General features: G+C 71.9%; 12 protein-coding genes. 4 read left to right on the top strand and 8 right to left on the bottom strand.

Annotated elements, in window-relative coordinates; all coding sequences use genetic code 11:
* The 3 genes from C8250_RS31585 to C8250_RS31575 all read right to left on the bottom strand — a co-directional run bounded on the left by C8250_RS31585 (position 1) and on the right by C8250_RS31575 (position 2,790).
* A complete protein-coding gene (locus tag C8250_RS31585; protein ID WP_138356536.1) occupies positions 1 to 1,206 on the bottom strand; it encodes an FAD-binding oxidoreductase in 1,206 nt (401 codons plus the stop codon).
* Between the two features lie 73 nt (positions 1,207 to 1,279).
* Positions 1,280 to 1,678 (bottom strand): RidA family protein, encoded by a 399-nt coding sequence (locus C8250_RS31580; protein ID WP_138356535.1) that lies wholly within the window; start codon positions 1,676 to 1,678, stop codon positions 1,280 to 1,282.
* Positions 1,675 to 2,790, bottom strand: a complete 1,116-nt coding sequence (locus tag C8250_RS31575) for an acyl-CoA dehydrogenase (RefSeq protein ID WP_138356534.1) — start codon at positions 2,788 to 2,790, stop codon at positions 1,675 to 1,677. The genes C8250_RS31580 and C8250_RS31575 overlap by 4 nt, the downstream gene beginning before the upstream one ends.
* 98 nt (positions 2,791 to 2,888) lie before the next feature.
* On the opposite strand from C8250_RS31575, the gene C8250_RS31570 reads away from it, so the two are divergent.
* The 4 genes from C8250_RS31570 (at position 2,889) to C8250_RS31555 (ending at position 6,337) form a co-directional block, all read left to right on the top strand.
* Positions 2,889 to 4,508 carry an AMP-binding protein gene (locus tag C8250_RS31570; RefSeq protein WP_138356533.1) on the top strand — a complete coding sequence of 540 codons (1,620 nt, stop codon included), beginning with the start codon at positions 2,889 to 2,891 and terminating at the stop codon, positions 4,506 to 4,508.
* Between the two features lie 4 nt (positions 4,509 to 4,512).
* The gene (locus C8250_RS31565; protein ID WP_138356532.1) at positions 4,513 to 5,352 is read left to right on the top strand and encodes a PaaX family transcriptional regulator C-terminal domain-containing protein; all 840 of its coding nucleotides are present in this window, start codon (positions 4,513 to 4,515) and stop codon (positions 5,350 to 5,352) included.
* A gap of 98 nt (positions 5,353 to 5,450) precedes the next feature.
* Positions 5,451 to 5,831 (top strand): hypothetical protein, encoded by a 381-nt coding sequence (locus C8250_RS31560; RefSeq protein ID WP_138356531.1) that lies wholly within the window; start codon positions 5,451 to 5,453, stop codon positions 5,829 to 5,831.
* 107 nt (positions 5,832 to 5,938) lie between these two features.
* Positions 5,939 to 6,337: a nuclear transport factor 2 family protein gene (locus C8250_RS31555; RefSeq protein ID WP_138356530.1), complete on the top strand. Its 399-nt coding sequence runs from the start codon at positions 5,939 to 5,941 to the stop codon at positions 6,335 to 6,337.
* Positions 6,338 to 6,427: 90 nt separating this feature from the next.
* Here the strand turns inward: C8250_RS31555 and C8250_RS31550 are convergent, their stop codons facing one another.
* From C8250_RS31550 to C8250_RS31530, 5 genes are all read right to left on the bottom strand, one after another.
* A complete protein-coding gene (locus C8250_RS31550) occupies positions 6,428 to 7,639 on the bottom strand; it encodes a serine hydrolase domain-containing protein (protein WP_138356529.1) in 1,212 nt (403 codons plus the stop codon).
* A gap of 220 nt (positions 7,640 to 7,859) precedes the next feature.
* The gene (locus tag C8250_RS31545; protein ID WP_138356528.1) at positions 7,860 to 10,121 is read right to left on the bottom strand and encodes a bifunctional salicylyl-CoA 5-hydroxylase/oxidoreductase; all 2,262 of its coding nucleotides are present in this window, start codon (positions 10,119 to 10,121) and stop codon (positions 7,860 to 7,862) included.
* 2 nt (positions 10,122 to 10,123) lie between these two features.
* Entirely contained in the window at positions 10,124 to 10,951 is an 828-nt protein-coding gene (locus C8250_RS31540) for an enoyl-CoA hydratase family protein (protein ID WP_138356527.1), read from the bottom strand.
* Between the two features lie 189 nt (positions 10,952 to 11,140).
* Positions 11,141 to 12,139, bottom strand: a complete 999-nt coding sequence (gene argF / locus C8250_RS31535) for an ornithine carbamoyltransferase (RefSeq protein WP_138356526.1) — start codon at positions 12,137 to 12,139, stop codon at positions 11,141 to 11,143.
* Positions 12,140 to 12,224: 85 nt separating this feature from the next.
* Positions 12,225 to 13,448 (bottom strand): arginine deiminase, encoded by a 1,224-nt coding sequence (locus C8250_RS31530; RefSeq protein ID WP_138356525.1) that lies wholly within the window; start codon positions 13,446 to 13,448, stop codon positions 12,225 to 12,227.
* Positions 13,449 to 13,582 lie beyond the last annotated feature (134 nt).

The raw sequence follows: 13,582 nt of genomic DNA, 5'->3' as shown, positions 1-13,582 counted from the left end.
TCATGTCCTCTCGGGTCCGCGGGTCCGCCCGGTTCCCCGCCGGGAATCGGGTCCGCGGCGGGAAAAGCGGTCGGGGCGGAACGGTGCCAGGTCCAGGGCGGGCCGCTGGCCCCGGATCGCGGCGGTGAGCAGCAGTCCGGTCGCGGGCGCGAGTCCGATGCCTGCGCCCTCGTGGCCACAGGCGTGGAAGAGGCCGGGGGCGCGCGGGTCGGGCCCGATCGCGGGCAGATGGTCCGGCAGATAGGGCCGGAAGCCGTGATAGGCGCGCATCACCCGGACCCCGGCCAGCACCGGGAAGAGCCCGGCGGCCCCGGCCGCGAGCCGGCGCAGCACCTCGACCCGCAGCGTCCGGTCGAAGCCCACCCGCTCCCGGCTGGCGCCGATGAGCACCGGTCCCGAGGGGGTGCCCTCGACCACCGGTGACGTCTGCAGGGCCGCGGAGCCGCTCGCCACATCGGCGAAGTAGTCGGCGGCGTAGACCTTGTGCCGGACGATGCGGGGCAGCGGTTCCGTGACGAGGACGAAGCCGCGCCGGGGCATGACCGGCAGGTCCACCCCGGCCAACGCGGCGAGTTCGCCGCCCCAGGTGCCGGCCGCGTTGACCACGGCGGGTGCCGACAGTTCACCGCGGTCGGTGCGCACCCCGCGGACCGCGCCGCCAGGGCCGGTCAGGACGGCGGTGACCTCTTCGCCGAGACACAGCAGCGCGCCGGCGCGCCGGGCGGCGCGCAGCAGATGGGCGGCGGCCAGGGCGGGCTGGACCTGGGCGTCCTGCGGGTAGTGGAAGGCGCCGGCGAGGCCGGGCGCCAGATGCGGTTCGAACTCGTGCAGCCGGTCCGCCGGCACCCGGGCCGCGGTGACACCCGCTGCCGTCTGCTGGGCCGCGAACGTGCTCAGGGCGTCCAGGCGGGCCTCGTCGGACGCTACGACGAGGCCGCCCTTGGACTCGAACTCGATCTCCGGTGGGAGTTCGTCGGCGAGCTCGCGCCAGAGCCTGGTGGACAGCAGCGCAAGGTCGAGTTCAGGGCCGGGCTCCTTGTCGGAGACCAGCAGATTGCCTTCACCGGCGCCCGTGGTGCCGCCCGCGACGGAGCCGCGGTCGACCACGGCGACGGACAGTCCGGACCGGGAGGCGTAGTAGGCGCAGGCCGCGCCGACCACCCCGGCCCCGACGATGACGACGTCCAGCGAGTGTCTCGTGAGCACGGCAGTAATATGTCACATGGCTTACGCGGTGCCAAGGGACGCCGCGGGATCCCGTCCGCGCACGCTTCCCGCGCTACGCCAGGACGGCGATCCCGTCGAGTTCCACCAGCGCTTCCTCGTCCCACAGCCGGACCACCCCGACGACCGCCATCGCCGGATAGTCGCGGCCCGCCAACGACCGCCACAACCGCCCGAGTTCGGCGGCGTGCTCCCGGTAGGCGGCGACGTCGGTGGTGTGGACGGTGATCCGGGCGAGGTCGGCGGGGCCGCCGCCCGCTGCGGCCAGCGCCGCCAGCAGATTGGTGAGCGCCAGCTCGAACTGGGCGGGCAGCGTGTCGCCGACGATCTTGCCCGCCTGGTCGAGGGCGGTCTGGCCGGCCAGGAAGACCATCGTGCGGCCGGTCGCGGTGACGGCGTGGCTGAAGCCGGTGGGCGGCGACAGCTCGCCCGGGTTGATGCGCCGCAGGCTCATCGGTACAGCTCCTTCGCGATGATGGTGCGCTGGACCTCGGTGGCACCTTCGTAGATACGCGGCGCCCGCACTTCACGGTAGAGGTGTTCGAGCAGATGGCCGCGTTCGAGGGCGCGGGCGCCATGGATCTGGACCGCGCGGTCCACGGCGAACTGCGCCGTCTCGGTCGCGTACAGCTTCGCCATCGCCGACCGCTTGGCGATATCCGGCGCCCCGCTGTCGTACGCCTCCGCCGCGGCGTAGACGAGCAACCGTGCGGCCTCCGTGCGGGTCGCGGTCTCCGCCAGCGCGTGGGACACCGCCTGCAGATCCTTCAGCGGCCCGCCGAAGGCGGTGCGTCCGCCCGCGTGCTCGGTGGCGGCGTCGAGCGCGGCCTGCGCCATGCCGACGGCGAACGCCCCGACGCTGGGCCGGAACAGGTTCAGGGTGCCCATGGCGACCCGGAAGCCCCGGCCCGGCTCGCCCAGCAGATCGCCGGGGCCGACCGGGACGCCGTCGAAGGCGAGCCGCCCGATGGGGTGCGGGGAGAGCATGTCCAGATGCTCACCGGACAGCCCCGGCCGGCCGGCGGGGACGAGGAACGCCGTCACCCCGCGCGACCCCGCGCCGGGTGTGGTGCGGGCGAAGACCGTGTAGAAGTCGGCCTGCGGAGCGTTGGAGATCCAGCACTTCTCGCCGGTCAGCCGCCATCCCGTGCCGTCCGGCTCGGCGGCCAGCTCCAGCGCCGCCGCGTCGGAGCCGGCGGCGGGTTCGGTGAGCGCGAAGGCGGCGACGGCCCGGCCCGCCGTGACCTCCGGGATCCAGCGGGCGGCCAGCTCGGCGTTGTGCAGCACCGGGTGCGCGCCCAGTCCCTGCAGGGCGAGGGCCGTCTCGGCCTCGGTGCACTCACGGGCCAGCGATTCCCGCAGCAGGCACAGGTCCATCGCCGACACCTTGCCGCCGGGCGGGAAGACCCGTTCCAGCAGCCCGAGTTCGCCCAGTTCCGCGAGCAACGGGCGGTTGACCCGGCCGGGTTCGCCCGCCTCGGCCAGCGGCCGCAGCCGGCCCGCCGCGAGGGAACGGACCTCGGCGCACCACTTCAGCTGTTCCGGGTCGAGAGCGAACGCGGGCATCCGGCGCCTCCAAGCGGTATCGCGTACCGTTGACTGTCGTCAGCAACACGTTACGCTGAATTCGTCCGCTCTCAGGTGCCAACGAAGGCGGTACCGCCATGGACCTGCTGCCATCCGCCCACGTGGACACCTTCGCGCGGGACCATCTCCCGCCGCGCGACCAGTGGCCGGAACTCGCCTTCGAGCTGCCCGCGCTGCACTACCCCGACCGGCTCAACTGCGCGGCCGAGCTGCTGGCCGGCGGCAGCCCCGGCGCCCCCTGTCTGCGCACCCCCGGCGGCGAGGTCTGGTCCTACGAGGACCTGAACGCCACCGCCGCGCGTATCGCGCACGTCCTGGCCGACGACCTCGGGGTGCGGCCCGGCAACCGGGTCCTGCTGCGCGGCCCGACCACCCCGTGGCTGGTGGCCTGCTGGTTCGCGGTGCTCAAGGCGGGTGCGGTGGCCGTGACCGTACTGGCCGCGCAGCGTTCAGGGGAGCTCGCGACGATCTGCGACATCGCGGCCGTCCGGCACGCGCTGTGCGATCTGCGGTCGGTGGACGACCTGGCCAAGGCCGAGATCCCGGACCTGCGGATCACCACGTACGGCGGAGAGGCGCCCGAGGACCTGTTGCGCCGGGCCGCCGACAAGCCCGACCACTTCACCGACGTCGCCACCTCGTCCGACGATGTCGCGCTCATCGCCTTCACCTCGGGGACCACCGGCCGCCCCAAGGGCTGTATGCACTTCCACCGCGACGTCCTGGCCATCGCCGACACGTTCTCCGCCCAGGTGCTGTGCCCACGCGCCGACGACGTCTTCGCGGGCAGCCCGCCGCTCGGCTTCACCTTCGGCCTCGGCGGGCTGGTGATCTTCCCGATGCGGGCCGGGGCGTCCAGCGTGCTGCTGGAGCAGGCCGGACCGGAGCAGTTGCTGGCGGCCGTCGCCCGGCACCGGGTGAGCGTGCTGTTCACGGCGCCGACGGCGTACCGGGCGATGCTCGGTCACCTGAATGACGCAAGCAGCTCCGCCTCGTACGATGTCTCGTCGCTGCGGCGCTGCGTTTCGGCGGGTGAGAATCTGCCCGCGGCCACCTGGCAGGCGTGGCACGACCGCACCGGTCTGCGCATCATCAACGGCATCGGCGCCACCGAGCTGCTGCACATCTTCATCTCCGCCGCCGACGACGCCATCCGCCCCGGCACCACGGGCCTGCCGGTGCCCGGCTACCGGGCGCGGATCGTCGACGCCGCCGGGGAGCCGGTCCCCGACGGCGAGCCGGGGCTGCTCGCGGTGCGCGGCCCGACGGGCTGCCGCTACCTCGCCGACGAGCGTCAGACCGTGTACGTGCAGGGCGGCTGGAACCTCACGGGAGACACCTATGTCCGTGAACCCGACGGCTACTTCCGCTATGTGGCCCGCGCCGACGACATGATCATCTCGGCGGGCTACAACATCGCGGGCCCGGAGGTCGAGGAGGCGCTGCTGCGGCACCCCGACGTCAGTGAGGCGGCCGTCATCGGCGTCCCGGACGAGGAGCGCGGCCAGATCGTCCGCGCCTTCGTCGTCCTGCGCGACGGCGTACCGCGCGGCACGGCCACGGTGGGGGCGCTGCGCGACTTCGCCAAGGGCGTGATCGTGCCCTACAAGTGCCCGCGCGACATCGTCTTCCTGGACGCCCTCCCCCGCACTCCCACCGGGAAACTGCAGCGCTTCCGGCTGCGCGACCTAGAGTGATCATGTGACCGAGCACACCCCCAGTTCGCTGATCGTGACCTTCTTCGGCGCCTACGGGCGCGCCGAACTGGACGGCCGGGTACCGGTCGCCGCCCTCATCCGGCTGATGGGCGCGGTGGACGTCGACCCGCAGTCGGTCCGCTCGGCCGTCTCCCGGCTCAAGCGGCGCGAGCTGCTGGTCCCGGACCGTGTCGGCGGCGCCGCCGCGTACGCGCTCTCCGACGACGCCCGCCAGCTCCTCGCCGACGGCGACCGCCGCATCTACGGCGGCCCCGGCTCTGCCGAAGGCGACGGCAACAGCGACGGCGACGGCTCCTGGGTGCTCGCCGTCTTCTCCGTCCCCGAGACCGAGCGCCACAAGCGCCATCTGCTGCGCTCCCGGCTGGCCCGGCTCGGCTTCGGCAGCGCGGCGCCCGGCGTCTGGATAGCCCCGGCCCACGTCCAGGAGGAGGCCCGCCACACCCTGCGCCGCCTCGAACTCGACTCCTACGTGGACCTCTTCCACGGCACGCACCTCGGCTTCGAACCGACCGCCACCGCCGTCCGCCGCTGGTGGGACCTCGACGCCATCGCGAAGCTCCACCGCACCTTCCTCGACGCCCACGAGCCGGTGCTCGACCGCTGGTCCCGGCGTCCCGACGTACCCCCGCGCGACGCCTTTCCCGACTACCTCCGCGCCCTCGACTCCTGGCGCCAACTCCCCTACGCCGACCCCGGCCTCCCCACCGCCCTGCTGCCCCCCGACTGGCCGGGCGCCCGCGCCTCCCAGGTCTTCACCGAACTGCACCAACGCCTGCACGCAGCAGGTGCCGCCTTCGTCCGCGCGGCTCCCGGGCCCGCCTGAGCGGGCCGGGGAACCGTCGGGTACCGCACACCGTCTCCCGCCCCATGCGGACACCTTCACCACCCGGCAGGTTCACGCCCTTCGGCTCCCGCCACCGCATGGCCGCCTGGGCACTCGCGGGAATCCACGGTGCGCTCGCCGGCTTTCTCGCCGCCTACCTGGTCCTGCTGGCCCCGGTCTCGTGCCATGCCGGGACGGGCCCGGGTCCCGACCTCCTGCGGCTGTTCGTCCACACCCCGGCGATCCTGATCGCGGCCGTCGCGACCGCGCTCGGCACCTTCGCCCTGGCGGTGCGCATCACCCTCTCCGCGCCCCTGGCCGTCCGGCTGACCGTGCCGCCCTTGCTGCTCTGCACGGCGCTCGCGCTGCTCGTCTGGGCCGACTTCGCGTGGTTCGGAGCGGTCGCCGGGGTACCCAACCCCGGGCTCTGCCCCGCGGACAACGTCCCTCCGTGGTGGCCGCACTGGATACCGGCCTGAGCGCGGGTGCCGGGGCAGGTGATGTCGGCGCCGTCGGCGTATCCATGCCGTGCGCAGCGCCGATGGCTGACCGTGCCACCCCTCATCGACGGGTGCATGATGAAGGCATGAGCGACCGCGACGATTTCCTGGCGTGGGTGAAGACCGACCTGTACGAGGCGGAACGTGCGCTGCACAACGGCGATCCGGCTCCCCGCCGGGCGCTCTGGTCACGCAACGAGCCCGTCAGCGTCCTGGGGGCGTGGCGCAATGCCAACGGTCAGCAGGAGATCGACCAGCTCTTCAGCTCCCTCGGGAAAAGCTTCTCCGACTGCACTTCGTACGTGTTCGAGCTGCAGGCGTACGACGTTCTGGGCGACATGGCCTACACGGCGGGTCTCGAGCACACGTCCGCCTCCGTCGACGGACAGCCGCGCACCTACACGTTGCGTGCCACCCAGGTGTACCGCCGCGAGGACGGCGAGTGGCGGGTGGCCCATCGGCACGGCGACACCGTGACCGAGTGACGGCCGGGTGACGTTCGCGGGCCGAGCGCGGTACCCGGCCGGGGAGGCCGGGTACCGCGCTCGGTCATGACTGCGGAGAGTGCGGCGCGGTCAGCCCTCGGCCGGGAGCTCGTAGACGTTCTTCGGGGTGATGATCGAGGTGATCGCCTTCGCGAAGAGCGTGCTCGGCTCGAAGCCGTCGTGCAGGATGTCGGTGTTGAGCAGGATCACCATGGTGGCGTCCTGCTTCGGCAGGTACATCGTCACGCTCTCGTAGCCCGGCAGCGAGCCGTTGTGCCCGATCCAGCCATGGGTGTTGAAGAGGCCCAGGCCGTACGCGGCACCGTCGAACCCGGGTACCGGGATGAACTTCTCCCGCTGCGCCTGGGTGGCCGGGGTGAGCAGCGTGCCGGTGGCGACCACCTTCGCCCAGTGGTGCAGGTCGTGCAGGTCGGAGATGATCGAGCCGGCCGCCCACCCCCAGCTCGGGTTCCAGTTCGTCGCGTCCTCGACATCACCGGTCAGCGTCTGGTTCGTGTACCCGTGCGCGTGCGGCGACGGGAACTCGGCGCCCTTCGGGAGGAACGTGTGGTTCAGGTGGGCCGGCCCGGTGACGCGCTTCTGGATGAACTCGGCGAGCGGCATCCTGCCGAGCTTCTCCACGAGCAGACCGAGCAGGATGTAGTTGGTGTTGGAGTACTGGAACTCCGTACCCGGGGGGAAGACGTTCGGGTTGCTGAAGGCGTAGGCCAGCAGTTCCTTCGGGGTGAACTGCCGGGTCGGGTCGCTGAACAGCGCCCGGGCGAAGTCCGGGTCGGCGCTGTACGAGAACAGGCCGCTGCGCATCTCCAGCATCTGGCGGACGGTGATGTGCTCGCCGTCGGGCACGCCGTGGAGGTAGGTGGAGATCGGCTTGTCCAGTTTGACCAGCCCCTGGTCGACCAGCTCCAGGACGGCCGTGGCGGTGAAGGTCTTGGTCTCGCTGCCGATCCGCATGTTGAGGTCGGGCTTCATCGGCGCGCCGGTCGCCTTGTCGGCCACCCCCGTCGACCGGATGTAGCTGCCACGGCCGGGCAGCCACAGACCGACGGTCACGCCGGGGACGCGGGCCTCCTTGCGCACGTCCTCGATCGCCTTGTTGAGGCGGGCCACGAGCTTGGGGTCCAGGCCTTGCGGCGGGCAGTCGTCGGCAGACGGGTCGACGGCGGTGACCGCGGCCGTGGGCGGGGCGGCCTGGGCCGCGGACGACGTCAGGGTGAGCGGGACCAGGGTGGAGAGGGCGAGGAGGGCGGTGGCGAGTCGGCGGGTGGGGGCACGACGCATGGCGGGATGCCTCTTCCAGAGGTGAGGGGACCCTGCGAGGCCAAGATGACTTATCGCACCGGCCGGGACCCCGCGCCCACGGTCACCACCCGGCAAGTCCACCCGTACGGCCCCGGGGCCCGGCCTCCTGCGGTGGTCCGTCCGCACCGCTCGTTGATCAACGCACCTGGAGTGTGAGGGGCGGCTGATGCACCTGGCGTGTGAGCCTCGGCTGATGCGGCTAGAGCGTGAGCCGGGGCTTCGGGGCGTCCGTGCGGCCGCTCGGGGGGCGGCGGCTGCCTGCCGCGTACTGCTGCGGCCAGGGGGCGGCCGGGCCGCGGTAGTTCTGTTCGGCTGCGGCGTGCAGGGTCCAGTTCGGGTCGTAGAGGTGGGGGCGGGCCAGCGCGCAGAGGTCGGTGCGGCCGGCCAGGAGGAGGGAGTTGACGTCGTCCCAGGAGGAGATGGCGCCGACGGTGATGACGGGGACGCCGAGCTCGTTGCGGATGCGGTCGGCGAACGGGGTCTGGTACGAGCGGCCGTACCGAGGGCGCTCGTCGGCGACGACCTGGCCGGTGGAGACGTCGATGGCGTCGGCTCCGTGGGCCGCGAAGGCGCGGGCGATGGCGACGGCGTCGTCCTCGGTGGTGCCGCCCGGCGCCCAGTCGGTCGCGGAGATACGGACGGTCATCGGGCGGTCCTGCGGCCAGACGGCCCGGACCGCGTCGAAGACCTCCAGCGGGTAGCGGAGCCGCCCGTCGAGGTCGCCGCCGTAGGCGTCGGTGCGGTGGTTGGTGAGCGGGGAGAGGAAGGACGAAAGCAGATAGCCGTGCGCGCAGTGCAGTTCCAGCAGGTCGAAGCCGGCGCGGGCGCCGCGCGCGGCGGCCGCCGTGAACTCCTCTCGGACGGCGGCGAGACCGGCCGAGTCGAGCTCGCCCGGCACCTGGTTGACGCCCGGCCGGTAGGACAGCGGGGAGGGGGCGACGAGCGGCCAGTTCCCGTCCGGGAGCGGTTCGTCCATGCCCTCCCACATGAGGCGGGTGGAGCCCTTGCGCCCGCTGTGGCCGAGTTGCAGGCCGATGGCGGCGGACGACTGCGTGTGGGCGAAGTCGGTGACGCGCCGCCAGGCCGTCTCGTGCTCGTCGGTGTACAGGCCGGCGCAGCCGGGGGTGATGCGGCCGTTCGGGCTGACGCACACCATCTCGGTCATGACGAGGCCGGCGCCGCCGAGTGCCCGCGCGCCGAGGTGCACGAGGTGGAAGTCGCCAGGGGTGCCGTCCACGGCCGAGTACAGGTCCATCGGCGAGACGACGACGCGGTTGCGCAGGGTCAGTGCGCCGAGCCGGAAGGGGGTGAACATCGGCGGGGTTGCGGGTTCGGTGCCGAAGTCCCGTTCCACGGCGTCGGTGAAGCCCCGGTCGCGCAGCCGCAGATTGTCATGGGTGACGCGGCGGCTGCGGGTGAGGAGGTTGAAGGCGAACTGCAGCGGCGGCTGTCCGGTGTACTGCGCGACCTGCTCGAACCATTCGAGGCTGGCGCGGGCCGCGCGCTGGGTGCTTTCGACGACGGGTCTGCGCTCGGTTTCGTACGCCGTCAGCGCGGCCGGCACGTCCGGCTGCTCCTGCAGGCAGGCGGCGAGCGCGAGCGCGTCCTCCATGGCGAGTTTGGTGCCTGAGCCGATGGAGAAGTGCGCGGTGTGGGCGGCGTCGCCGATCAGTACGGTCCGCTCATGCCACCACCGCTCGTTGACGACGGTGGTGAACGCGCCCCAGCGCGAGCGGTTGCCGTGCAGCGCGTGGCCGTCCAGGCAGCCGGCGAAGAGCTTCTCGCAGCGGGCGATCGACTCCGCCTCGTCGAGCCGGTCGAACCCCGCGCGCAGCCAGACGTCCTCCCGCATCTCGACGATGAACGTGCTGGCGCCCTCGCGGTACGGATACGCGTGCCCCTGCATGACGCCGTACTCGGTCTCGGCGATCTCGAATCGGAAGGCGTTCAGGGGGAGGTCGCTGCCGAGCCAGATGTAGCGGCAGCGGTGGCCGGTGAGCCGCGGCCGGAAGACATCGGCGTGCGAGGCGCGGGTGGTGCTGTTGGCACCGTCGGCGGCGATGACGAGGTCGTGGGTCGCGGCGAGCTCCACGGCGGCGGGGCCGGTCTCGCGCAGCCGCAGCTCGACGCCGAGGTCACGGCACCGCTGGTGCAGGATCGTCAGCAGCCGGCGCCGGTCGAGGGCGGCGAAGCTGTGCCCGCCGGAGGTGACCACCTCGCCGCGGAAGTGCACGTCGATGTCGTCCCAGCGGGTGAACTCCGCCTGCAGGGCGCGGAAGACGACCGGGTCCGCGTGCTCGATGCCGCCGAGCGTCTCGTCGGACAGGACGACGCCGAAGCCGAAGGTGTCGTCGGGGGCGCCGCGTTCCCAGACGGTGATGTCGCGCGCGGGGTCGAGGCGCTTGAGCAGGGCGGCCGCGTACAGGCCGCCGGGGCCGCCGCCGATGACCGCGATCCGCATGGCTAGCGCCCTTCCCAGCGGGGCGGGCGCTTCGCGGTGAACGCGGCGTGGAATTCGGCGTAGTCGGCGCTGGTCATGAGCAGTGCCTGGGCGGCGGCGTCCATTTCGACGGCGGCCGCCAGCGGCATGTCGAGCTCGGCGGTGAGCAGCGCCTTGGTCTGCTGGTAGGCGAGCGAGGGGCCGGCGGCCAGCCGTTCGGCCAGCGCGGCGGCCACGGCGTCGGCCTCTCCTTCGGCCGCCGTCTGGCTGACCAGCCCGATGCGCTCCGCCTCTTCGGCACCGACCGTCTCGCCGAGCATCAGCAGCCGGGTGGCGTGGCCGAGCCCGACCATGCGGGGCAGGAGGTACGCGGCCCCCATGTCGGCCCCGGCGAGCCCGACCCGGGTGAAGAGGAACGCGAACCGGGCCGTCGGCTCGACGATCCGGAAGTCGGCGGCCAGGGCGAGCACGGCACCCGCGCCCGCCGCGATCCCGTGCACGGCGGCGATGACGGGGAACGGTGCCTCGCGGATCGCCCGCACGACCTGGCCCGTCATCCGGTTGAAGCCGAGCAGCTCGCCTGTGCCCATGCCGAGGGTGGCGCCGATGATCTCGTCCACGTCACCACCGGAGCAGAAACCGCGGCCCGCACCGGACAGCACCAGCACCCGGGTCTTCCCGTCGTGCGCCAGCTCGGCGAGCAGGTCCCGGAGGTCGGCATAGGAGCCGAAGGTGAGGGCGTTCAGCTTGTCGGGGCGGTCGAGGGTGACGGTGACGACGCCACCGGCGCGCTCCACCCGCAGGTGTTTCCACTGGCCGGTGGGGCTCGCTGAGCTCGGATAGGGACTCAAGGCACGTCCTCCTTGGCGGGGGGAGGGGGTGCGGACGCCCGCAGAGCGAAGTTATCACTCATCTGTGACCGCCGTCACGAGTGCGAGATATCGGCGGCGGTGCCGCTGGATCCGCGCGGGCGCCCCGAGCGGGTGCCGCCGGGATCCGCGCGGGCGGCGGGGCGGACCACCGGGATCCGGGCCGCGCCGTCAGGCCAGCGTGGCCACCAGGATCGCCTTGATGGTGTGCATCCGGTTCTCCGCCTGGTCGAACACGACGGAGTGCGCGGACTCGAAGACCTCGTCGGTGACTTCGAGCGAGGTCAGGCCGTGCCGCTCGTAGATCTCCTGGCCGATCTTCGTCCCGAGGTCGTGGAAGGCCGGCAGGCAGTGCAGGAACTTCACGTCGGCGTTGCCGGTGGCGCGGAGCACGTCCATGGTCACCGCGTACGGGCCGAGCAGTTCGATCCGCTCGTCCCAGACCTCCTTGGGCTCCCCCATCGACACCCACACATCGGTGTGGACGTAGTCCACGCCGCGCACGCCCTCAGCGACGTCCTCGGTGAGGGTGACGCGCGCGCCGGTGGTCTCCGCCAGCCGGCGGGCCTCGGCGACCACCGAGTCCTGCGGCCACAGCTGCCGGGGCGCGACGATCCGGACGTCCATACCGAGCAGCGCGCCCGTGATGAGCAGCGAGTTGCCCATGTTGTAGCGGGCGTCGCCGAGGTAGGCGTAGGCGGTCTCGCCGAGCGGCTTGTCGGTGTGCTCGGACATGGTGAGCACATCGGCGAGCATCTGGGTCGGGTGCCACTCGTCGGTGAGACCGTTCCAGACCGGCACACCCGCGTACTGCGCGAGTTCCTCGACGATCGCCTGTCCCGCGCCCCGGTACTCGATGCCGTCGAACATCCGCCCGAGCACCCGCGCGGTGTCCTTGGCCGACTCCTTGTGCCCGATCTGCGAGCCGGAGGGGTCGAGGTAGGTGGTGCTCGCGCCCTGGTCGGCGGCCGCGACCTCGAACGAACAGCGGGTCCTGGTCGAGGTCTTCTCGAAGACCAGCGCGATGTTCTTGCCGGCCAGCCGCCGGACCTCGGTCCCCGCCCGCTTGGCCGACTTCAGCTCGGCCGCCAGCTCCACCAGGTGGCGGAACTCCTCGGGGCTGAAGTCCAGCTCCTTGAGGAAATGACGACCCTTGAGGTCGATGGCCATGGGGACTCCTAGGTAGCGGCAGAGGGGAGGACCTTGGAAGTCTATACGATCAATGACATGTTTATACAGATCTGCTTTTCCGTGCCTAGACCGCCTCGCGTTCGATGGGACAGCTCATACAGCGCGGGCCGCCGCGCCCCCGGCCCAGCTCGCTCCCCGGGATCTCGATCACCTCGATACCGCGCTTGCGCAGGAAGGTGTTGGTCGTGACGTTCCGCTCGTAGGCCACCACCACCCCCGGCTCGACGGCGAGCACGTTGCATCCGTCGTCCCACTGCTCGCGCTCCGCCGAGTGCACGTCCTGCGTCGCGGTCAGCACCTGGATGTCGTCCAGGCCCAGCGCCGCGGCGATCGCGCGGTTCATGTGCTCGGCCGGATGATCGGTCACCTTCAGGTCCCGGTCCCCCGCTCCGGGCTCGATCGAGTACGAGCGCAGCATCCCCAGCCCGGCGTACTTGGTGAAGGTGTCGCCGTCCACCATGGTCATCACGGTGTCCAGATGCATGAAGGCCCGCTTCTTCGGCATGTCCAGCGCCACGATCGTGCGGGCGGAACCCGCCGCGAACAGCCCCTGCGCGAGCATCTCCACCGCCTGCGGGGTGGTTCTCTCGCTCATCCCGATGAGCACCGCCCCATTGCCGATGACCAGGACGTCACCGCCCTCGATGGTCGACGGATATGCCGCCTGCCCCTCGGACCAGATGTGGAAGTCACCGCCGGCGAACAGCGGATGGTGCTGGTAGATCGCCTCGAAGTGCACGGTCTCGCGCTGCCGGGCCGGCCAGCGCATCGCGTTGATGCTGACCCCGTCGTAGACCCAGGCGGAGGTGTCCCGGGTGAAGATGTGGTTCGGCAGCGGGTTCAGCAGGAAGTCGTCCAGGCGCATGGCGTGGAAGAGCACCGAGATCGGCTCGGCGAACCGCTCGAGGAACTCCCGTTTGGTCATCCCGCCGACCAGCGCCTCGACCAGGTCGGGCACGGACAGCTCGTCGAACGACGCGCGCAGATGATCGGTGGCCAGCGGCCCGTACTGCTTCTCGTCGAAGACCCGGTCCAGCACCAGCGCCCGCGCCTCCGGCACCGCCAGCGCTTCCCGGAGCAGATCCCCGAAGAGATGGACCTCGACCCCGCGGTCGCGCAGCACATCCGCGAAGCCGTCGTGCTCCGCGCGCGCCCGGCGCACCCACAGCAGGTCGTCGAAGAGCAGCGCGTCCTTGTTGGACGGGGTGAGCCGCTTCAGTTCAAGGTCGGGTCGATGGAGGATGACGCGGCGCAGCCGCCCGGCCTCGGAATCCACGTGAAAGCCCATGGACACAGTCCTTCCCCTCTCACAGGCGCCTCGCACGCCCGGCGCACGCCCCGGTACCGGATGGACGTGTGGGGCGGGATCCACGGTGGCAGGGCGGTAGCCCTGCCGGTGTCCGGCGAGCACCGGGCGCGTGC

This window comes from Streptomyces sp. So13.3 (genome assembly GCF_005860785.2).
GTDB classification, from domain to species: Bacteria; Actinomycetota; Actinomycetes; order Streptomycetales; family Streptomycetaceae; genus Actinacidiphila; species Actinacidiphila fildesensis.
The sequence above is the reverse complement of the archived record's forward strand: the minus strand, read 5'-3'. Positions and strand labels throughout refer to the sequence as shown.

Bases quoted from the DNA above. Each gene is read 5' to 3' on its own strand.
- C8250_RS31570 (WP_138356533.1), top strand. From the start codon at position 2,889: ATGGACCTGCTGCCATCCGCCCACGTGGACACCTTCGCGCGGGACCAT.
- argF (WP_138356526.1), bottom strand. From the start codon at position 12,139: ATGGCCATCGACCTCAAGGGTCGTCATTTCCTCAAGGAGCTGGACTTC.
- C8250_RS31550 (WP_138356529.1), bottom strand. From the start codon at position 7,639: ATGCGTCGTGCCCCCACCCGCCGACTCGCCACCGCCCTCCTCGCCCTC.
- C8250_RS31560 (WP_138356531.1), top strand. From the start codon at position 5,451: ATGGCCGCCTGGGCACTCGCGGGAATCCACGGTGCGCTCGCCGGCTTT.
- C8250_RS31555 (WP_138356530.1), top strand. From the start codon at position 5,939: ATGAGCGACCGCGACGATTTCCTGGCGTGGGTGAAGACCGACCTGTAC.
- C8250_RS31545 (WP_138356528.1), bottom strand. From the start codon at position 10,121: ATGCGGATCGCGGTCATCGGCGGCGGCCCCGGCGGCCTGTACGCGGCC.
- C8250_RS31575 (WP_138356534.1), bottom strand. From the start codon at position 2,790: ATGCCCGCGTTCGCTCTCGACCCGGAACAGCTGAAGTGGTGCGCCGAG.
- C8250_RS31580 (WP_138356535.1), bottom strand. From the start codon at position 1,678: ATGAGCCTGCGGCGCATCAACCCGGGCGAGCTGTCGCCGCCCACCGGC.
- C8250_RS31530 (WP_138356525.1), bottom strand. From the start codon at position 13,448: ATGGGCTTTCACGTGGATTCCGAGGCCGGGCGGCTGCGCCGCGTCATC.